This is a genomic window from Tumebacillus lacus (assembly GCF_026410385.1).
GTDB classification, from domain to species: Bacteria; Bacillota; Bacilli; order Tumebacillales; family Tumebacillaceae; genus Tumebacillus; species Tumebacillus lacus.
Genome location: NZ_JAPMLT010000003.1, coordinates 204,973 through 224,508 on the forward strand (window position 1 = coordinate 204,973; position 19,536 = coordinate 224,508).

At 58.5% G+C, this 19,536-nt stretch carries 19 protein-coding genes and 1 pseudogene; 8 read left to right on the forward strand and 12 right to left on the reverse strand.

Features of this window, described 5'->3' with window-relative positions; all coding sequences use genetic code 11:
• Positions 1-12: 12 nt before the first annotated feature.
• A complete protein-coding gene (locus tag OS242_RS08235; RefSeq protein ID WP_267151200.1) occupies positions 13-1,722 on the forward strand; it encodes an S-layer homology domain-containing protein in 1,710 nt (569 codons plus the stop codon).
• A 476-nt stretch (positions 1,723-2,198) separates the two neighbouring features.
• Here the strand turns inward: OS242_RS08235 and OS242_RS08240 are convergent, their stop codons facing one another.
• From OS242_RS08240 to OS242_RS08250, 3 genes and pseudogenes are all read right to left on the reverse strand, one after another.
• Positions 2,199-3,815 (reverse strand): peptide ABC transporter substrate-binding protein, encoded by a 1,617-nt coding sequence (locus tag OS242_RS08240; RefSeq protein WP_267151201.1) that lies wholly within the window; start codon positions 3,813-3,815, stop codon positions 2,199-2,201.
• A gap of 206 nt (positions 3,816-4,021) precedes the next feature.
• A pseudogene (queF, locus tag OS242_RS08245) lies at positions 4,022-4,360 on the reverse strand (preQ(1) synthase); the annotation flags it as partial.
• A 102-nt stretch (positions 4,361-4,462) separates the two neighbouring features.
• The gene (locus OS242_RS08250; RefSeq protein WP_267151202.1) at positions 4,463-4,816 is read right to left on the reverse strand and encodes a hypothetical protein; all 354 of its coding nucleotides are present in this window, start codon (positions 4,814-4,816) and stop codon (positions 4,463-4,465) included.
• 153 nt (positions 4,817-4,969) lie between these two features.
• Between OS242_RS08250 and OS242_RS08255 the strand changes: the two genes are divergently transcribed.
• Positions 4,970-6,598: a hypothetical protein gene (locus OS242_RS08255; protein WP_267151203.1), complete on the forward strand. Its 1,629-nt coding sequence runs from the start codon at positions 4,970-4,972 to the stop codon at positions 6,596-6,598.
• A gap of 58 nt (positions 6,599-6,656) precedes the next feature.
• On the opposite strand, the gene OS242_RS08260 is transcribed toward OS242_RS08255, so the two are convergent.
• Both OS242_RS08260 and OS242_RS08265 read right to left on the reverse strand, forming a co-directional pair.
• A complete protein-coding gene (locus OS242_RS08260; RefSeq protein ID WP_267151204.1) occupies positions 6,657-6,926 on the reverse strand; it encodes a hypothetical protein in 270 nt (89 codons plus the stop codon).
• A 33-nt stretch (positions 6,927-6,959) separates the two neighbouring features.
• Positions 6,960-7,931: a Gfo/Idh/MocA family protein gene (locus OS242_RS08265; protein ID WP_267151205.1), complete on the reverse strand. Its 972-nt coding sequence runs from the start codon at positions 7,929-7,931 to the stop codon at positions 6,960-6,962.
• 113 nt (positions 7,932-8,044) lie between these two features.
• Here OS242_RS08265 and OS242_RS08270 point away from each other — a divergent pair, with 113 nt between their 5' ends.
• The 4 genes from OS242_RS08270 to OS242_RS08285 all read left to right on the forward strand — a co-directional run bounded on the left by OS242_RS08270 (position 8,045) and on the right by OS242_RS08285 (position 11,189).
• Positions 8,045-9,355, forward strand: coding sequence for an oligosaccharide flippase family protein (locus OS242_RS08270; RefSeq protein WP_267151206.1), 1,311 nt, complete (start codon positions 8,045-8,047; stop codon positions 9,353-9,355).
• 71 nt (positions 9,356-9,426) lie between these two features.
• The gene (locus tag OS242_RS08275) at positions 9,427-9,876 is read left to right on the forward strand and encodes a MarR family winged helix-turn-helix transcriptional regulator (protein WP_267151207.1); all 450 of its coding nucleotides are present in this window, start codon (positions 9,427-9,429) and stop codon (positions 9,874-9,876) included.
• Between the two features lie 70 nt (positions 9,877-9,946).
• Positions 9,947-10,816 carry a permease gene (locus tag OS242_RS08280; RefSeq protein WP_267151208.1) on the forward strand — a complete coding sequence of 290 codons (870 nt, stop codon included), beginning with the start codon at positions 9,947-9,949 and terminating at the stop codon, positions 10,814-10,816.
• Positions 10,817-10,829: 13 nt separating this feature from the next.
• Positions 10,830-11,189 carry a hypothetical protein gene (locus OS242_RS08285; protein ID WP_267151209.1) on the forward strand — a complete coding sequence of 120 codons (360 nt, stop codon included), beginning with the start codon at positions 10,830-10,832 and terminating at the stop codon, positions 11,187-11,189.
• Between the two features lie 72 nt (positions 11,190-11,261).
• Here OS242_RS08285 and OS242_RS08290 read toward each other — a convergent pair whose 3' ends face one another.
• The 5 genes from OS242_RS08290 to OS242_RS08310 form a co-directional block, all read right to left on the reverse strand.
• Positions 11,262-12,380: an inorganic phosphate transporter gene (locus OS242_RS08290; RefSeq protein WP_267151210.1), complete on the reverse strand. Its 1,119-nt coding sequence runs from the start codon at positions 12,378-12,380 to the stop codon at positions 11,262-11,264.
• Positions 12,381-12,547: 167 nt separating this feature from the next.
• Positions 12,548-13,702 (reverse strand): methyltransferase domain-containing protein, encoded by a 1,155-nt coding sequence (locus OS242_RS08295; RefSeq protein WP_267151211.1) that lies wholly within the window; start codon positions 13,700-13,702, stop codon positions 12,548-12,550.
• Positions 13,703-14,947 carry an ATP-grasp domain-containing protein gene (locus tag OS242_RS08300; RefSeq protein ID WP_267151212.1) on the reverse strand — a complete coding sequence of 415 codons (1,245 nt, stop codon included), beginning with the start codon at positions 14,945-14,947 and terminating at the stop codon, positions 13,703-13,705.
• A gap of 22 nt (positions 14,948-14,969) precedes the next feature.
• A complete protein-coding gene (gene arsL / locus OS242_RS08305; protein ID WP_267151213.1) occupies positions 14,970-16,247 on the reverse strand; it encodes an arsinothricin biosynthesis radical SAM protein ArsL in 1,278 nt (425 codons plus the stop codon).
• A 237-nt stretch (positions 16,248-16,484) separates the two neighbouring features.
• Positions 16,485-16,811 (reverse strand): ArsR/SmtB family transcription factor, encoded by a 327-nt coding sequence (locus OS242_RS08310; protein WP_267151214.1) that lies wholly within the window; start codon positions 16,809-16,811, stop codon positions 16,485-16,487.
• A 191-nt stretch (positions 16,812-17,002) separates the two neighbouring features.
• Between OS242_RS08310 and OS242_RS08315 the strand changes: the two genes are divergently transcribed.
• Positions 17,003-17,503, forward strand: coding sequence for a GNAT family N-acetyltransferase (locus tag OS242_RS08315; RefSeq protein ID WP_267151215.1), 501 nt, complete (start codon positions 17,003-17,005; stop codon positions 17,501-17,503).
• A gap of 14 nt (positions 17,504-17,517) precedes the next feature.
• On the opposite strand, the gene OS242_RS08320 is transcribed toward OS242_RS08315, so the two are convergent.
• Positions 17,518-17,703, reverse strand: coding sequence for a hypothetical protein (locus OS242_RS08320; RefSeq protein ID WP_267151216.1), 186 nt, complete (start codon positions 17,701-17,703; stop codon positions 17,518-17,520).
• 347 nt (positions 17,704-18,050) lie between these two features.
• Here OS242_RS08320 and OS242_RS08325 point away from each other — a divergent pair, with 347 nt between their 5' ends.
• The gene (locus OS242_RS08325; RefSeq protein WP_267151217.1) at positions 18,051-18,314 is read left to right on the forward strand and encodes a hypothetical protein; all 264 of its coding nucleotides are present in this window, start codon (positions 18,051-18,053) and stop codon (positions 18,312-18,314) included.
• Between the two features lie 91 nt (positions 18,315-18,405).
• On the opposite strand, the gene OS242_RS08330 is transcribed toward OS242_RS08325, so the two are convergent.
• Positions 18,406-19,452: a M42 family metallopeptidase gene (locus OS242_RS08330; protein WP_267151218.1), complete on the reverse strand. Its 1,047-nt coding sequence runs from the start codon at positions 19,450-19,452 to the stop codon at positions 18,406-18,408.
• Positions 19,453-19,536: the final 84 nt, after the last annotated feature.

The window sequence follows — 19,536 nt, forward strand, 5'->3', positions numbered from 1 at the left end:
GAGGTTTCTCGCATGAACCGAACTACGCATGTTCTGCTCACCGGCGCATTGACCGCGGGACTCCTCCTCGGCAGCGTGCCCGGGATCTCGCAAGTCCCGAGCGCCTATGCACAGACTACGCTCAGCGTCACGGCCGACACCAATACCATCGTCGCCGAGGGCGGTTACTCATCGGACGGGGAGGCGCTGGGCGGAGTCCCGGCGTTCCTCACCGTCGCCGACAGCCAGAACCGGATCATCCACGCCGACCAGTTGAAGACCGACACGGCAGGCCGGTACCGCTTTGAATGGACGATGGCGAACGACGCGCCGACCGGCACGTACTCGGTCAAAGTACGGATCGAGGGCGAGGAGCGCGCCTCCACGTTCTCGTTCACCAACTCCCGCACCTTCGACACGTTCCTGCCGGTCGCCCTGTCGCCGTATCGCTTCACAGGCGAATTGAACGCAGGTCAGTCGCAGGCTGTGCTCTATGACAAAGACAACGGGCTGACGATCTCCTCCGCGCAAGGTCGCAGCAACGTCGACGTCAACCTCTACACGGCACAAAACGCGGTGCGCAGCGCCTACTCATCTGACAGCTCCACCAACTACCTGACGATCTCTGTCCCGACCCGCGACCTCGACGCGGTGGTCACCGTGCCGGGCGGCGTCATCCGGCAGATGTTGACCTCCTACGGTGAAGACGCGCATCTGCTTGTCGCGGCGGAGGCGGGCTCCTACGACCTGCCGCTGGCAGCGCTCGAGCCGTCGATCTTGACCGGTGTCAAGGAAGGCGCCAACTCCGACCTGACCTTCTCGATCCGCCGTCTCGCCGCAAATGACGCGATCTCATACAGCATCAACTCGCAGTTGAACACGCTGAAAGCGACGCGTGTCGCCTCCCCGACCGAGTTTGCCGTGACGGCGCACTACAACGGGCAGTCGATCCCGATCCGCGACTACGGTCGAAATTACGTGCGGTACTCCATCGACCTCGCCGGCAGCAAAGCGAACCACGGCGGCTCCTACAGCGCCCTGTTCCGCCATCCGGTGAACGGCGAGCTGATGACCACGCCGTCCGCTCTGTACCAAGACTACTCCGGACGCGGCAAACTGGTGATCTCCCGCCCTGGCAACGGCATCTACGCGCCGATCAACGCGTTCCGCACCTTTGATGATATCAACACGCCGAACCGGAGCTACCGCGAACTGGAACTGCTCGCCTCCCGCTACGTGATTCGGGGCCGTTCGGAGACGATGTTCGATCTGAAGGGCAAGATCACCCGCGCCGAGTTCGCCACGCTGATGATCCGCGCCTTGGGCCTCGCCGACAAACAAGGCACGTCGCGATTTGGCGACATCCCGGCTGCCACGTGGTACACCGACACGGTGAACATCGGCGCGTCGCTCGGCCTGATCAACGGCTACTCCTCGTACGCCTTCGGGCCGCACGACAACATCTCCCGCGAACAGATGGTCACCTTGCTCGCCCGCGGGCTCCAGTACGTCACGGAGCGGCCCTACGTCGACACCGTGCGCGTCCTCGGCCCCGTGCCAAAACGGGACGAGATCTCCACGTGGGCTCGCGACGATATGGCGCTGGCGATCCAGACCGGCATCCTGGTCGCGTCCGACTTCCAAGACTTCATGTGGGCAGGCTACACCCCGCAGGCAGACGCCACGCGCGAAGAGGCCGGTGAAATGCTCTACCGACTGCTCGCCTATCTGAAATTGATCTAAAACGCTACAAAAAAAGCGCATCAAAAAGGGACCCCCTCGTTTCGTCGAGAATGGGTCCCTTTATTTTTGTCGCCACCTTTTCAATTGGGTTTCACCAATCCAGATGATCCGATACCCGAAGACCTGCTCGTGTGCCCCTCTGCTCTGTCACGTCCTCTCTCTCAAGAATTTTACCGGTAGCAGAATTGACATCTTTTCTTCGTCTCGCTCCTCTCTCTGCGAATCTCGGATCGTCCCTTTGGTGCTGCCCTCCTTCCCGCTTCGCCGTTGCAGCGAAGTTCTTGTGGGCTCATTATAATAGAGTTTTCTGATTATTGTGAAAAGATGAATTACACCATTTTCTCGATTCTAAATCAAACAGATCCACTATTCTCATTTTTTCTCACTCGATCGACAGGATGCGCAACAAAAAAAGAGTCGGGATATGACTCCGACTCTTTCAATGAATTGAACAAGTACAATGCTTGTCTTGCCGATTACTTGCCTTCGATATAGGTGTATTTCAGCTCGTGGGTGACGCCAAACGGGAAGGTGATCAGCCCTTTGACATACGGTTTGGTCGCAAAGCCTTTGCCGCGGAAGAACAGCGGGCCGACCGGCATGTCTTGGAGCATCAGTTTTTCCGCGTCCATCATCAGTTGAGCGCGTTGGTTTTTGTCCACAGACGCCTTCGCTTCTGCAACGAGCTTGTCGTACGCCGGGTTGTTGTAGCCGACTTTGTTAAACTCGGCGGTGGAGACGAACAGGTCGAGGAAGGTCATTGCGTCGTTGTAGTCGGCGCCCCACAGCGAGATGCCGATCTGATAATCTTTCTTGTTCTCTTTGTCGAGGCGGAGCTTGAACGGCACCGATTGGACTTCCACGGTGACGCCGAGCTTCGAGCGCCATTGTTCCTGCAAGAACTCGGCCGCTTTTTTCGCGATGTCCGTGTCGTCGACGAGCAGTTCAAAGCGGAGTTGGTCGACGGTCATGCCGGTTTCCTTCAGGCCTTCTTCCAGCGCTTTCTTCGCTTCGGACGCGTCATAGTTGGTCTTGATCAGCTCGCCCGCCGCTTTGCGGAAGTCGTGACCTGCCGAATCGCCGGTACCGGTCGGGACAAAGCCGGTCGCGCCGACGGTGCCGTTGTGGTAGACGATATCGGCGTACATGTCGCGGTCGACCGCGTAGGTCAGCGCCGTGCGGATCTTCGCGTTGTCGAGGCCTTTGACGGTCGGGTTGAAGATCAGGTAGCCGTTGGTCAACTCCGGCTGAACGGAGAACTCTTCCGCGTTGTCTTTGTAGCGGTCGTAGTGCTCCTTGATGAGGCTGGTGCGGTCCAGTTCGCCCGACTCATACATGTTGACCATCGTGTTGGAGTCCTTGACGACTTGGAAGACGATCTTGTTCATCTTCACAGTCGCTGCGTCCCAGTACGAAGCGTTCTTTTCGATGGTGATCGCCTCGCCGGTCTGCCACGTGGTCACGGCGAACGGTCCGTTTGCCAGCACGTTGTCCGGGGAGCTGCCGAATTTCTTGCCTTTTTCCTCGACGAACTTTTGGTTCAGCGGGAAGAAGGTCGGGAACGCCATCTGGTTCAGGAAGAACGGGGTCGGGTTTTCCAGCGTGACTTGCAGTTTCTTGTCGTCGAGCGCCTTCACGCCGACTTCGTCAGCGGTGGCTTTGCCCATGTTGTAATTGGTCGCGCCCTTGACCCAGTTCAGCATGAACGCGTATTGCGAAGCGGTCGCCGGGTCGAGCGTGCGCTTCCAGGAGTATTCGAAGTCTTTCGCCGTCACAGCGTCGCCGTTCGACCATTTTGCGTCGCGCAGTTCGAAGGTGTAGACTTTGCCGTCTTCGGAAATGTCCCACTTGGTCGCCATGCCGGGGATGGCTTGACCGTCTTTGTCGAGGCGCACGAGGCCTTCCATCGTGTTCGACAAGGTGTCAAAGGAATAGCTGTCGGTCGCCTGCGACACGTCGAGCGTCGGGACGTCGTCGCCAAAGTACAATTTCAGTTCTTGTGCTTGCTCACCGGAGCCGGCGTCGCCGCACCCGGTCAATACGGTGCCGGTGACAGCGATTGCCGCTGCGGTTGCGATCCATGTACGTTTCATCTGTCTCTCTCCCTCTCCTACATCCATCTCTTATACTTGGATTCTAGTAAAAAAGGGTATTGTGGTCAACTTATTAACGAAAGTTCAACTCTTGGCAACACTCTGAGTTGCCCGAAATGAATCGAGAGCCGGGAAGTGTTCCCGGCTCTCGGTCAAACGACAATTTACAATTAGCCGCGAGTCTTTTTGAACTGCGGGTTGTGCTCCGCGCGCACCTTGGTGTAGATGCCGCCGCGGACGTTGAAGTCGCCTTCAACTTCCATCCAGCGCGGTTCGAGCGCTGCGACGAGGTCGTTCAGGATGATGTTGGTCACGTCTTCATGGAAGTGACCTTCTTCGCGGAACGCCCAGAGATAGAGCTTGAGGGATTTCAACTCGACCAATTTCGGGCCCGGCACGTAGCGGACGGTGATCTCGGCAAAGTCAGGCTGACCGGTCACCGGGCAGAGCGCGGTGAATTCCGGGCAGCGGATCTCGACTTCGTAATCGCGTTCCGGATGCGGGTTCGGCACCGGATCGAGCGTTTTCGACGGTTTGGTGGACATCGTTCAAGGACCTCCAGTACATGGTTCAAAAGTCTAAATTTGAATATAGCCTACCCCTGATTGGAGGTCAAGCCCTCTGCCGTGATTCTGTGTGCTTTCTTTTTAGAAACGGGTCTGCATCGGGTCTTGATTCATCGGGTTCATGTCGTTGCGGTAGTTCACCGTGTTGCCGGTGTTACCGTAGCCCGGCACGTTTTGCGCGAACTGGTCCATGTTTTGGTACATGCGGTCGGATACGCTTCTCATCTGCTCATATTGACGCAGCGCTTCATTTTCCTGTTGGATAAACTGCGGGATCGGGAACGGTCCTTTTCCGGCGGTCGCTTGTTCGTACAGGCGGCGGGTCTCGTGTTCGGTGCGGATCAGTGAGCCGATCATTTGACGCACCTGACGCAGTTCTACCTGCATCACGGCCAGTTCCGCTTCCAAATGATGCAACTGTTTGTTTTGGTTCATATCGGTCGATTCCTCCTGATGTTGCATGTGAGATTTCTTCTCTACGATAACCTTTTCTGGCGTTTTTTATGAGGGATGCATAATGTTTCCGGGGATCGGGTCAGGCTACATGAGGTAGAAGGATTTGGGACGCTCACATAGGAGGAGATCAACATGCAACACAGCATCCAACGGATGGCGGGTCAGATTCAATCGATGCAACAGGAAGTGCGCGAACTGTCGCAGATCGCCGGGCAGTTGGCCCAGCAGAGCATGCAGAATTTCCAACAGCTGCAATCGGCAGGTCAGCAAGGCAACCGTCAGTACTACCAGATCGCAGGCAACGAGCAAGCGGAAGGCCACATGCTGCAACAGATCTCGCGGGTCTGTCAGGAGATGAACAACCACCTGCGCTCGATCTCGCAACAACTCGGCACGCAAGGTCAAGGGCAAGGCTCGATGATGAATATGGGTCAAGGCATGGGCAACATGGGCCAAGGCCAAACGTTCGGCATGGCCGGTGCGATGCTGCAAGGGCAGCAGGGCATGGGTCAAGGCATGGGTCAAGGCATGGGTCAAGGCATGAATCAAGGCATGAATCAAGGCATGAATCAAGGCATGAATCAAGGCATGAATCAAGGCATGAGTGGCATGGGTCAAGGCATGAGTGGCATGGGCCAAGGCCAAACGTTCGGTATGGCTGGTGCGATGCTGCAAGGCCAAGGACAGCAAGGCATGAATCAAGGTCAAGGTATGGGTCAGCGCATGAACAACATGAACCAAGGCATGGGCGGCCAGCAACAGAACCAACAGCAGCCCCCGGAAGGCCCGATCAACCGCGACACCACGCATCTGTACCAGCCGCAGAACCAGGGCGGCGGCTACGGCGCACAAAACGGCGCTCGCAGCGGCCAGCAACAGGGCAGCCAAGGCCAACAACAAGCAACCCGCACCACGTCCTCGACCGCTCAGTCCGCGACCGGCACGGGCGGCGCAACGACGACCGAGTACTTCACCGACGCGAGCGGCTCGATGGGTGTGAGCACCCAAGGCAGCCAACTGCGCTCCGGCTCGCAGTCTTCGTCCACGATGCAAAACGGCGGCCAAGGCCAAAGCCAAAACAGCATGTCCAGCCACCAACAAGGCGCCCAAAGTTCGCAAAGCTCTCAAGGCATGATGCAACGGGACGCATACGGCAACCACGTGCCGCTCCAGACCGGCCTCAGCAGCAGCACGGCACAAGGCGGTGGTCAGGGCGGTGCTTCCAGCCAGCAACAACAGGGCAGCGCCCAAATGAACCAACCCAACCAAGTCACTGCTTCTCTCGGAACGCCGGGCTCGATGGGCACCTCCCCGCAGACCGGCTCCCTCGGCAACTCCAGCGGTCAAACGCCGCAACAGACGTTCTACGCCTCGCCGAGCGGCTCCCGCTCCATGTCGCTCAACCCGCAAGGCGGCGGTCAAGGTCAACAACAAAACCAAGGCGGCCAATCCGGCATGAACATGCAATCCGGTCAAGGCGGTCAGTCCGGCATGAACATGCAATCCGGTCAAGGCGGTCAGTCCGGCATGAACATGCAATCCGGTCAAGGCGGTCAATCCGGCATGAACATGCAATCCGGTCAAGGCGGCCAATCCGGCATGAACATGCAATCCGGTCAAGGCGGCCAGTCCGGCCAGCAGCAACAAGCAGGCTCTCAGCAACAGTCCGGCATGTCGGCCGACAACCTGGCCAACAACCTCAACGAATACCGGGAAGAACCGCACGCGCAACATCTCCCGTACAACCGCTACACCACCTGATTTCATTAAAAAAGACCAACGATCCGTCTCGATCGTTGGTCTCTTCTCTTCTCTGCCCTTAATGCAACCGCGCCTTCAACGCCTTTTGATAATGCTCGTAAAAGGCCCGCTGCTTGTCCGAATTTTTCAAGTTGGTCAGATACGCCTCGCGCAGATCCAACCGTTCATCCGGCGTCATGATCGCTTCAAAATCGGCGACGATCAGCGCGATCACCTGCTGAATCTCATTCGAAGGCCACTTCAGGAACTCCTCGTAAGGCAGAGTCATCATATCGCTGCGAAATTGGGCCAGCATTTCCTTCGGCATGTTGTCGTACTGGATTCCCATCGGTCAACCTCCTTTTTCCTTTATCCTATCACACTAACGCGCCGTCGACACCTCCAGCAACGTGTCCAATACCTCCTGAATCTCATACCCGATGTCAAAGCCGATCAGATCCGCATCCTGCCCCGAAGCCGCCTTCACCAACTCGTCGAGCAACGCCACATGCGGGTCGCGCTCCTCGACAGCCACATCGGACAGCCCCTCTCCGACACCGCCTGCTCGCAGCACATTCCAATTTTCCAGCGCAAGAGTGCCTTCCGTCCCGTACAGCTTCAGCCCGACGTGCTCGCGCTCCGCCGCTCCGCTGAATCCGTCCAGCAACACCTTCGTCCCGTCGGCGAGCCTCAACTGCGCCGTGATCCCCGTCTCGCACAGCAGCGGATCGGCCGGATACTCGATCTCGCCCTGCACGCCCGCAAACGGCCCGAACAGTGTGCGGATCATGTGCAGATAATGCGGCACCACCTCGCGCACAAAACCGCCCTGCTCGCGCTGCCCGAGCCACGGCACCTGTTGCCACGGGCGCGGCCATTGCGGGAAGCGGGTCGTCACCTCGATCCGGCGCAGCGTGCCGAGGTCGCCGCGGCGCACTCGGGCTGCGAGATCGGCAAACACATTTTTATAGTAGGTCGGGAAATTCATCGCATGCGCCACGCCTGCCGCCAGCGCGCGATCCCGCATCTCGCGGGCTTCCTCCAACGAATTGGCCAGCGGCTTTTCACAGAGCACATGCTTGCCTGTCGCCAGCGCGCCAAGCACGATGCTGTGATGGAACTTCGGCGGCACCGCCACGTAGATCAGATCCAGACCCGTATCCGCCACCAACTCGTGCCACTGAGCAAACCCGCGCGCCCCGTCCAGCCGCGCCAAGGTCGCCTCCACGCGCTCCGCCGACGTGTCGCACACCGCCTGCACCGTCATCCTCGGATGCACCGCCATCTTTTCCAGCAACCGCACGCCCATCACGCCCAGTCCAACAACGCCGACGCGCACTTTCTTTTCTGTCATCTATGATCTCTCCTCTATTTTTTACTAAATATTACCATAGCCTTCCCAAGTTCTACAACTCGTCCCCCGCCTCATACCATCAAGAGGATGGAGAACAGGAGGAGGTTGCCCGCATGACGATCCGAACCAACACCTTGCCTTTGCGCGAATCGGCGATCTTTTCGCTCGCCGACGCGCTGGCCCGCCTCCTCGGGCTGCTCTTTCTCGCCCGCTTCGTCGCTCTGCTCGGCCTCGAAGCGAGCGCCGCCTTTCGCATCGCCCTGCCCTTGCTCGGCCTCGCCGCCGCCTTCGCCACCATCGGCCTGCCGCAAGCGCTGACCCGCTACTTTGCGACGGACGGCCGTGCCCGCATTCCGGTCGCTCAGTTGCGCACCGCCCTGCTGGCCGCCGTCTTGGCTGCGCTGCTCTCACTGGGAGGCTGGGCCGCCCTGTCCTGGATCAGCACCCGCACCGACTTGCTCCACCTCGGCTCGGAGCGACTGCTCGCCGCCGCGATCCCCCTGCTCCTGCTGCTGTGCCTGAACGGCTCTCTTCGCGGCGTGCTGCTGGGGCTGGGCAGCACCTATGCCCCTGCGTTTGGACAGGTCGTGGAGGTCACGAGCCGCCTCTGCGCCCTTTTGACCCTGCATGAGGCGGCCGCACGCGTCGACAGCATCGAACTGGGCCTGTTCGTCCTGACGGCCGGCGAAGCGGTCGTCACGCTCTATCTCAGCCTCCTGCTCCGCCGCCGCCTGCGTCGGCGCGGGATCGACCCGGGCCACACGCCGCGCATCCGGCTCTTCCGCGACCTGCTCGCCGTCCTGCGCATGTCGCTCGGTCCGACCGGCCAGTCGCTGCTCGCCACGCTCGGCTATGCGCTGGAACTCCCGCTCGCCCACCGTCTGCTCGCCGAAACGCACGGTCCCGCCGTCGCCGAGCAGCTTGTCGCGGGCTACTCAGCCGTCGCGCTGCCCTTGCTCTGCCTCCCGATGGTACTGACCGACGGCCTCGCCACCGCCCTGCTCCCGGCCGCCGCCCGACAAGCCAAACAGGGCCGGGCCACCCTCGGCCCCTCCCTGCAGAGATTGCTCCTGCTCACCTTGCTCATCGCGCTTCCGGCCACCGCGCTGCTCTTCCTCGGCGCACCGGCACTGACCGCCGCGTTCGGCGTGCCCGCCGCCGCGACGGCGCTCCTGCCGCTGGCCTGGCTGACCTTCCCGCTCTACCTGCAGGCGCCGCTGTCCGCCCTGCTCCAAGCGCACGGCTACTCCCGCGCCCTGCTCGCCGCCGGAGGCCTCGCCGACGCCGCACGGCTCGGTGCTCTGCTGCTCACGGGCGGCGACCTGCCGTCCGCCTTGGCCGCTGCCGTGTATACCCAGACCTCCGTCCTGCTCTTGCTCGCCGCCTACCGAGCGCGCGCGGCCGACAGCCGATTTTCCATGTGAACCACTCCCCCGAAAATAATAGTTGCAAATTGCAAGCATCCAGTATATAACTAATACAAGAGGTGAAACAAATGGAAAACACGCGTGAGTTGTTCCAAGTCATGACGCGCCGCTTCGGCTTTCTCAACAAGCGCTGCTGCACGACGGTCGACGGCAAGGAACTCTCGCTGGTTCACAGCCACATCCTCCACGAGGTCCACGCCCAGCATGAACCGTCGATGCAACAGATCGCCGAGACGCTCGGCCTCGACATCACGACGTTCTCCCGGCAGGTGCAAAACCTCGTCGACCTGAATCTGATCAAAAAAACGCCCTACCCCGCAGACCGCCGCATCCAGATCCTCTCCTTGACCGAAGCGGGCCAACACGTCCACGACGACATCGACCGCGAGATGAACCTCTATCTCCAAGATATCTTTTCTCACATGACCGAGTTTGAAAAAGAGACGGTGATCGCTTCCGTCAAACTGCTCAACCAAGCGATGGCCAAATCTTCCATGTGCTGCACTCCGATGGGTTAATCGGACACCCCTTATCCGGGGTCTCCTCCACCTATATTTGCAAACTACAAGTAAATGAGAGGTGATTCACATGTGGTGGGAAGTGTTCCAATCGTTCCTCTGGATCGCCGGTGAACTGTTCGTCCTGTTCATCGCCATCTCCTTCCTGATCAACCTGCTGCAAGTGTACATTCCGTATGAAAAATTGGAAAAGTACATGTCGGGCCGCAACACGCCGCTCGCCGCAGCGCTCGCCATCGTCCTGGCCTTCATCACACCTTTTTGCTCCTGCTCCACGATCCCGGTCATCGTCAACATGTTGAGCCGCAAGATGCGCTTTGGCATCGTCATGGTGTTTCTGTTCGCCTCGCCGGTGCTCGACCCGACGATCATCACCCTGATGGCCGTCATCCTCGGCGTCAAAGTCGCGGTTGTGTACACGGTCATCACGACGGTCCTCTCGATCATCATCGGCTTCACGCTCGAACGCTTCGGCTTTGAGAGCGCCGTCAAAAACGTCATCCTCAAGAGCCAAATGGAAGAGATGCCGACCAAGTTCGATCTCAAGTACGCGACCAAAGAGACGATTGCTCTGATGAAATCGGTCTTCCCGTACCTCTTGATCGGCGCGGCCATCGGCTCGGTGATCCACGGCCTCGTGCCGACCTCGTTCATCACCACCTGGTTTGGCGGTGACAACTGGTGGCTCGTCCCGGTCGCAGCGATCGTCGGCATCCCGCTGTACATTCGCCTCTCCACGATGATCCCGATCTCGCAGATCATGATCGCCAAAGGGATGGCGCTCGGCCCGGTGATGGCCCTGATGATCTCCTCCGCCGGCGCTTCGCTCCCGGAGTTGACCCTGCTGAACTCGATCTTCCAAAAAAGGCTGGTCGTCGCGTTCGTCATCTCGGTGTTCTCGATGTCCACCTTGTCTGGATTCCTATTTTATCTAATCTAAGGAGGCATTCCCCATGTCCTTGCTGAAAACCCTGTTTGGCAAAGAAGAGAAAAACAACGACTGCTGCGCCATCGAAATCATCGAAGTCAAAGACGAAGCCGCACCGACCGCTCAAGCAGAAACCAAAGCGGAGTCCTGCTGCGCACCGTCCGGTCTCTCCCAGCGGGAAGAGATCCTGATCACCCTCGCCGCTGCCCTCGCTCTCGACAACGGCGATCTCGTCAAACAAGCGATTGTCGCAGGCAAGCAGGTCGGCCTTGGCAACACCGAGATCGGCCTGATCTCCGAGACGGTCGCCAAACTCCAAGGCGATGCTTCGATCAAACTGGAGCAACTCGCTTCCCAAGAAGAACAAGGCGGCTGCTGCCGGTAATCGCCAGCATCCGAACAGAAAATAAAAGAGCCGGTCTGCCTCTCGCAGCCCGGCTCTTTTTTGTGTTGGTTTTTAGTAGAACATCTTGTAGATGAAATACACCACCGCCGCGAACAATCCGGCCGCCGGGAGTGTGACCACCCAAGACAGCGCCATGTCGCGCACGACGCCCCAGTTGACGGCTCCCTTTCCTTGGCGCAGGCCCGCCCCGATGATCGCCGAGGTCGAGACGTGCGTCGTCGAGACCGGCAGGCCGAGCTTGCTGGAGAGCATGACCAGCGCAGCCGTCGTCAGGACAGAGGCCGATGCGTTGTTGGTGTCGGTGGACTGCGTCATTTTGCGGGACAGCAGTTGCAGCACGTTCATCCCTTTGATCAAGGAGCCGGCCGACATCGCAACGGTGATCAGCAAGAACAGCGGCAACAGCGTGCTCTCGTTGGCGTCTTTCAGATCGGCAAAGGCGGTGAGCACCGCGATGCCGACGATCTTCGGCGTGTCATTGAGCGCACGGACGAAGCAGACCGCCCCCGAGGAGACCCATGCTGTCGCCTTCCCCGCGTTGGCAGGCAAGCGCAGCAGCGAGAACAGGAAGCCGACCAGATAGGCGCAGGCAAGTCCCACAAACGGCGAGAACAACAGCGGGACGACGACCTTGCCCACGAGGTTTGACCACATGACCCCGGACAGACCAAACGCGACCGCGCCGACCGCGATGACCGCGCCGACAATCGCATGCGTCGTCGACACCGGCAGCGAGTAACGAGTCGCCAGCGACACCCACAGCGACGCCCCGGCCGCCATCGCCAGCACCATGCCGCCGGTCACTTTCAGGTCCGGGTTGATCAGACCTGCCGTGAACAGTTTCAGCAGTTGCATCGACACGTAGATCGACAGCATCGAACCGACCGCCGTCACGATGGAGCCGTAGATCAGCGCCCCCACCTCGCCGACAGCACCGGCGGTGACCAGCGGGGCGACCCCTTTGGACACGTCGTTGCCGCCGTTTTCGACCGCCAGCCAGGCGACCAGCGCCACCCCGATGATCGCCACCGTGGAAAACCCGGTGAAAAGACCGAACGGAGCAAAGATCCCCATCACGATCAGCGCGATCACAAGTCCCGAGATCGGATTTTTCAACACCCCGGACCAGCCGGACTGCGATCTTTGATCAATTGACAATTCCGTTTTCATAATAACCTCCCTCTCTATAAGCACATCAAAAAATTACTATATCTACATATAAAATTAATATTTCGTCAGACAATTGTCAATCTTATTAGATTATACTTATATGTTTATCTTAAAACAAAAAAATTCAACCAGAGAGAACTGGTTGAATTTTTTAAAACTATATCCTTTTAGCAGCATCCGCCCGCATCGCAGCAATCGCCGCCCGCCGCCGTGTCAGCCGGAGCCGGGCAGCAGCTCGACGCCGCCGGAGACGGTTGGTCAAACACGCTCCGTTTGCCTTTCGTCACCTGCGGATCGCGCAGTTGCGGCGTGTTGCAGTCAAACAACGGCGCTTGCTCCAGCGGCACCGACACATAGCCCGGGACGCCGATGAAATGGCCTTTGTACGGGGCGCGCATCAGGATGTCATACGTCTTGGCACAGACGGCCGTCCGGGCACCGCGCACGTAGACGTGGTCGTCGTCATCGCTGACTTGGCTCCACGGTCCTTTGTAGATCACGGCATGCCCTTGGTCGAGGCACACGCCTTGCTTGCCTTTGTAGGCTTCCAGCACGAAGGTGCGCAGCTCCGCCCCGTCGACCACGTTCATCGGCAGTTCGGCGCGCCAGATCATGCTCATGCCGTAAAATCCTGCCCCGTCCAGCAGCGCGAGGATGCCCGTCTCCAGCGGCGCATGGTGAACGGTCAGCCCGTTCGGGAGCTTCGGCAGATCAGTTGTCACCGCTTCGTCGGCGAGCAACGCCGACACGTACAGACGACCGCCGCGACGCAGCACGCGAAACGCCTCGTTCAGCGCCTTGATCCCGTCCGCCAGCGGCAGTCGGTTGATCACCGCATCGAGGATGATCACATCAAACGAGTCGTCCGCCAAAAGCGGCCTCTCCCGGCGCTGTACCTCCAACTTCGTTTGCAACTCCAGATATGCGTCGAGGTCGGCCACCGGACGCTCAGCCAAAAACTCGTTGACAAAGCCCGGATCTGTCGCAAAGTCAGAAAGCTCCGTCCGCACCAGTCTCACGTTTTGATAGCCTTGCTCCCCTTCAAATTTGCCCGCCTGCTCCTGAGCCTGACCGAGCAACGCCACGTCGTTTTCCAACGCGGTCACCGAGCCGGTCGGACCCGCCTGACGCGCCGCTTCAAACGCGATGTGGCCGTCAGCTGCACCGACGACGAGCACGCGCTCTCCGCTTTGCACCGTGCCGATCGACAGCTCCGCAAAAGACGACTGGTCGCCCTTGACGTTGCTCAGATTCAGCCCGCCGCTTTTCGCCGCGATGCTCAGGGCCAGATTGCGCAAACGATCCGCCTGCGAGATCTTCATTTAGTTCGTCACCTCGTTTTCCGTTGCATAGACCTTGAAATTCAACCGTTCCAACACATCGTCCGCCACTCGATCGGCCGCCTGACCTTCCGACCCGTGGACGATCACATAGCCCAGCCTGTCGTAGTTCGAAGTCGTGCGCCGAGCCTTTCCGCCCGGAAGAACGGAGAGCTTGAGCGTTTGCACGCCCGGCATCGCCCGCACCTGCTCCGGGTCATCGTACTGCACCGCTCCGTCGCGATCCGTCGTAAAGAACCGCACAGCTGCCGACGGCGCGGCCACCGGATGGCGCGGCACCTGCTCCAGCGAAGAGCCGATCGACAGGTGCAGAGCCAGTTCCCGCAGGTCAAATCCGGTCGTCGCCCGCACCAGCAGCGGGATGTAGTCGCCGCCCGGACGCGCGTTGACCTCGATGATGCGCGGTCCGCGCGACGTCAGTTTGACCTCCGTATGCGTGACACAGTCGGTCACGCCGAGCGCGGCCAACGCATCCAGCACCAACTGCCGGATCGCCTCTGTATCCGCCTCGGCGAGCGGAGCGGGCACCGTATGCCCCGCCTCTGTCGCGCCGACCGTCATTTTGGCCGTGATCGCCAGCACGTCCGACTCGCCCTGCAACGAGATCGCCTCGACGCTGAACTCCGGGCCGTCCAGGTATTCCTCCAGCAGGATCTCCGGGTCCATCTCCTGTCCCACCCAGTTGCTCCGATGGCGGCGAATCTCATCGACAGCCGCCCAGACGTCCTCCGCCGACTCGCAGCAGGCAACCAATTGGCTTCCCGAGTCATTCGACGGTTTGACGACGGCGGGCAGTTGGAAATTTTGCAGAGCGGCCAGAGCCTGTGCCGGCGTCCGCACCAACGTATATTCCGCCGAACCCACACCCGCCTCGGCCAGCCGTTGACGGGTGCGCTTTTTGTTGCGGCAGTTCAGCGCCGCCTCCACGCGCAGGCCGTGCGGAATGCCCAACGCTTCCCGCATGTAAGCGGCGAGCGGCACTTGGTATTCGTTGAGGGTAAAGATCCCGAGGATCTCATATTTCTCTTGCACGTCCAGCGCTTTGGCGATGACCGCTTCCCGATCCTGCAGATCGATCTGCACCGGGAAGTCGGCGTTCAGCGCGTCCTGCAGCGTGATCTCGCGTTTGAACAGGATCGTTCGATAGCCTAAAGCGCGAACCATTTCGACCTCATGGCCTTCATTTTGCAGACCGATTACAAGGACCGCTTTTTCTTTCCCGCTCATGACCTGTCCCTCCTGTTCTCGACTAGCACTTCAGGCAGCAACGCTTGAACACGCCTTCTTCCTGCGGCGTCAGCGACGCAAAGTACAACTCGTCAACGCGCGGGTCCGGATGTTTCCAATCGACGTGAAACTCGTTATCGGTCAATTCCAGCGCTTGCACCGACGGGGTGTTCAGCAGCGGCGAGCCTTTGTACAGGTGGAGGCGGGTCTCGTACTGGATCGGGTCGATGATTTCATCGAGGCCGTTTTTCTCCACAAACTCGCGGAAGGCGACCATGTCTTCCAATTGAATCCACGGGTTGAACATGATGAAGGTCGGGTTGAGCTTGATCCCGGTGGAGAGCAGGAACGCGACCGCTTCTTCGATGTCTTCCAGCGAGGTGTGCTTGGCGACGGCGTCGAGCACCTCTTGCGTCGGGAACTCCAGCGCGGAGGTGATGAACGAGACGTTCAGACCGGCCATCTCCGTCAGCGTCTCTTTGTTTTCGAGGATGTGGTCGACGCGGGTGGTGAAGTCGTAGGTCAGATTCGGGAATTCCTCATGCAGACGGCGCAGGACTTTGAGGCCGTGGTGCTTGGCATTGAAGAAGTCGGCGTCGATAAACGTCAAGTGCGTCATGCCGCCGTTGACGAGGTTGCGCACGTCCTCGACCACCAGATCTTCGTCGACGAGGAACACTTTGCCGTCGTATGCGGCGAACACCGAGCAGTACAGGCACTTGTGGTGACAGCCGCGCGCGATCTCCGTCGTGCCGACGATCTGCTTGGAGCCGACCAGTTTGTCCACTTGCACCTGCGGGTATTTGTAGAGCGGCGGCAGCATGTCGCGGGTCGGCAGGTGAAACTTCTCACGCGCCATGTACGGGTGGATCTGCTCGCCTTTTTCCACCATCTCGCCGGTGACAAGGCCCGGCAGCATCAGCTGCTCATCGCCGGACAGATGGCGAGCCAGCGCCACGAGCGGCACTTCCCATTCGCCGGTCACGCAGCTGTTGCCGTATTTGCCTGCGAGGCGGTACGCGTTGATCGTCGCGTATTGGCCAAAGAAGGTGATGTGCGCCTTCGGGTTGATCGCCCGAACGCGGTTGGCGATTTCAATGCCGGCAAACAGCGCGTCGAACAGCGGGATCGAGATCGCCACCATGTCCGGCTCCGCAAATTTCTCTTCCAGAATGCCGTCCACATACGTGTCGAGCACCGATACGTCAAATCCCGCCTCCTTCAGCGGCGTGATCGCCGAAGCGACCGTCATCGGCTGGAAACCGCCTTCGAAGTTGGACACGAGCAAGATCTTGAACATGTTTGAACCCTCCAGTATAAAAAATATAGGACACTCATAAAAACATGATTTTTTCATATCTAAAAACAACCAAATAACGATTTAATTATATATCGATCTATCTTCACTGTCAAAAGAATATACGAAAACTGAAACTATATTACAAAAATGAAAACATATATTTCTAAATTTGCCAGACAAAACAAAAACGAGGTGCCAACTGACACCTCGCTTGATTTCTCTTATCAAATTTGTTGCCTATGCGCGGCACGTGACCATCAGACCGTTGTCCCGCAGCCACTGGATCTCCCCGCTCAGATCGGGCAATGCTTGGAAGGTGGACTCGATAAACGGGTACACCGAACCGTCGATGGAGTAAAACACCCACTGCCCTTCCCGGCGTTCCTTGACCAGTTTGGCCGTTTTCAACTTGCGCAAATGCTGAGACACGGAGGGCTGGGTCATCTTCAAGATCTCGACCAGTTCGCACCCGCACAGTTCCTGCGTCTTCAACAAAGACAAAATACGCAACCGCGTCTTGTCACCCATCGCCTTGTGACATTCCACCAACATGTCCAGATCCATACTGATCCCCCTCGCCAATTCGAAAATAGATAAATTCATCATAATGTTTTTGATCGAAAATGTCACTTATATTCAATTATTATTGGACAGACGACTGGAAAGTATACCAGTTTTATCCAATTCAAACACCTTGTCTCCTGCTTCTCTTTACGTTATAAATAGATCACACATCTCAAAAAGGAGAGTCCTCCATGCCCTTTTCCTACCGTCCCTTACGTTTAGACGATGCCCCGCTGGTCTGGGACATCTATTCCGAACCGACCGTTCAACAGCAGGCTGTGCTCCACGTGGAGGAGATGCAGGCAGACAGCATCGAACCGATGCTGCGCCGCTGGCTGACAGACGGCCGGCAGTATCACTATCTCGTCACCGATGAGAGCGGCATCCCGCTCGGGTTGAACCAACTGTTCGCCGTCGACCGCATCGCCCGCACCGCCGAGTCGGGCATCCTGCTCTTGCCTCATGCCCGGGGTCGAGGCGCCGCCGCGCAGATCCACGAACATCAGCTGTTCGTCGCCCGCGAACTGCTCGGGCTCAACCGGTTGACCGCCCAGGTCGCCGCCTACAACACCCACTCCCTCCACATCATGCAAAAGCTCGGTTTCCAGCAGGACGGCGTGCGCCGCCGGGCCCTCTACCGGGGCGACGAGTTTCACGACATCTTCCTCTTCTCCAAATCGGTGCCCGCATAAAAAAGTCAGGTCTCCTACGAGACCTGACCCTTCCCCGCCACCGGGATTCTCCCTCTCGTTTTCACATAGAGCAAACAAGCGGCCGTCACCACCAGCGGCACCAGCAGATACCCCTGTGCAAACGGCGCGCAGGCGAGGCAAAACACCGCCGACACCAGCGCGGCGAAGCGGCCTTTTTTATCGTGCCAGAGCAGTTTCACACAGGCGGCCGTCGCGAGGATGTACACCAAGATAGCCGGGGAGGATCAAAATGCCCGACCCGAGCACGGCCCCGACACACATCGCGACCCCTTGCGGCAGTGTTAAAGTGCCTTTATTCATTCAAACTCTCCTTCGACAAACTTCATATAGGCCTATTATGAAGAAGCCCCCTGTCGCTGTCTACCCATGAAAGACATGATAAACGGGACCTGACCAACATAAAAATCCCCATGACTAAAAACTCTATAATTTATAATTTATAAAATTGAAATAATTATTGCTTCACTTCTAAACTCATGTTATTCTAATCATGAAGTAAAAACGAAAAACAAAAGGGGTGTTACGTTTGAAAAAGCTGTCCGTATCTCTTTTGACCGCAACTGCACTTGCATTTGGGGCGATCTCCTTCGCCGTGCCGGCACAGGCGGCCCCGGCAACCATCGCGCCGGAAGGCACTTCGGGATACAGCTATCAGGCTTTTTGGTTCGACTCCTACCCGCCCAGCTACTATCACGATGACTTGACCGGTTTTTCCGGCGTCTTGAAGAGCATGCTCTCGTACCCGGACGGTCGCTACTATGCCACCTACTGGGGCACCTACGACTACTAGGCCGCAAGAATGACCGAATAAATAAAAAAGACCTGAGTTCGCATCCCGCTGAACTCAGGTCCTTTTTTCGTTTCACTGCTCGCAGTTCGTTTTACTTGACCAGATCGCTCAGCAGATACGCGTGGATCAGCTTGATCGAGTTTTCCAGCGCCTCTTGGTGCGTGCGCTCCGTGGCGTGCGAGGCGTCGATGCCAGGGCCGACCAGACCGTGCTTCACGTCGACACCGGCGCTGAGAGCGGCCGAGGCGTCGGAGCCGTAGTGCGGGTAGATGTCGACCTTGTAGTAGAGGTTGTTTTGCTTGGCCAGCTCGACGAGGTGTTTGCGCATCGCGTAGTGGTACGGGCCGCTGGAGTCTTTCGCGCAGATCGAGACGCAGTACTCGTCGGTCGTTTGCCCGTCGCCGATCGCGCCCATGTCGATCGCCAGCAATTCCACCGCTTCCTCCGGGATGTTCGAGTTGGCCCCGTAGCCGATCTCCTCGTTGTTCGAGACGAGGAAGTGCGTCGTATACGGCAGCTCGTCCCCGCTTTCCAGCACGCTTTTCAGCGCACCGAACATGCAGGCGACAGACGCTTTGTCATCGAGATGACGCGTCTTGATAAATCCGCTCTCCGTCACTTCGCAACGCGGTGCAAACGATACAAAGTCGCCCACCTCAATGCCCAGTTCCCGCACCTCGTCCGCGTTTTTCACTTTCGCGTCGACGCGCACTTCGATGGTGTCTTTGTTGCGCTCGATGGAGCCGGAGTCCTTATAAACATGCACCGATGCGTGCGTGGAGAGGATCGTGCCGGTGAAGATCTTGCCTTCCGACGTCTCGATCTGGCAGTGCTCGCCCTCGATGGAATTAAACGTAAAGCCGCCGACCAGCGACAGTTTAAGCCGACCGTTGCTCTTGATCTCCTTGACCATCGCGCCGAGGGTGTCGACGTGAGCGGTCAGCACTCGCTGTTTGGAGCTGTCTTTGCCCGGCACCTTGATCAGCAGCGCGCCTTTGTTGTTGCGGCGATGTTCGACGCCGAGTTTGGTCGCTTCCGCTTCGATGTACTGAATCACCCGTTCCGTGTTGCCGGACGGGGAGGGGATGTTGACGAGATCCACCAAAAAGTTCACGACATATTGCAAATCCACTTTCATTGCAGAAGCCTCCTCTGAGTCAAACCGTCACTTTCTTTCCAAAATCAGTATACCAAACATTCTCCCAGACCCGCCAGAAGTCGA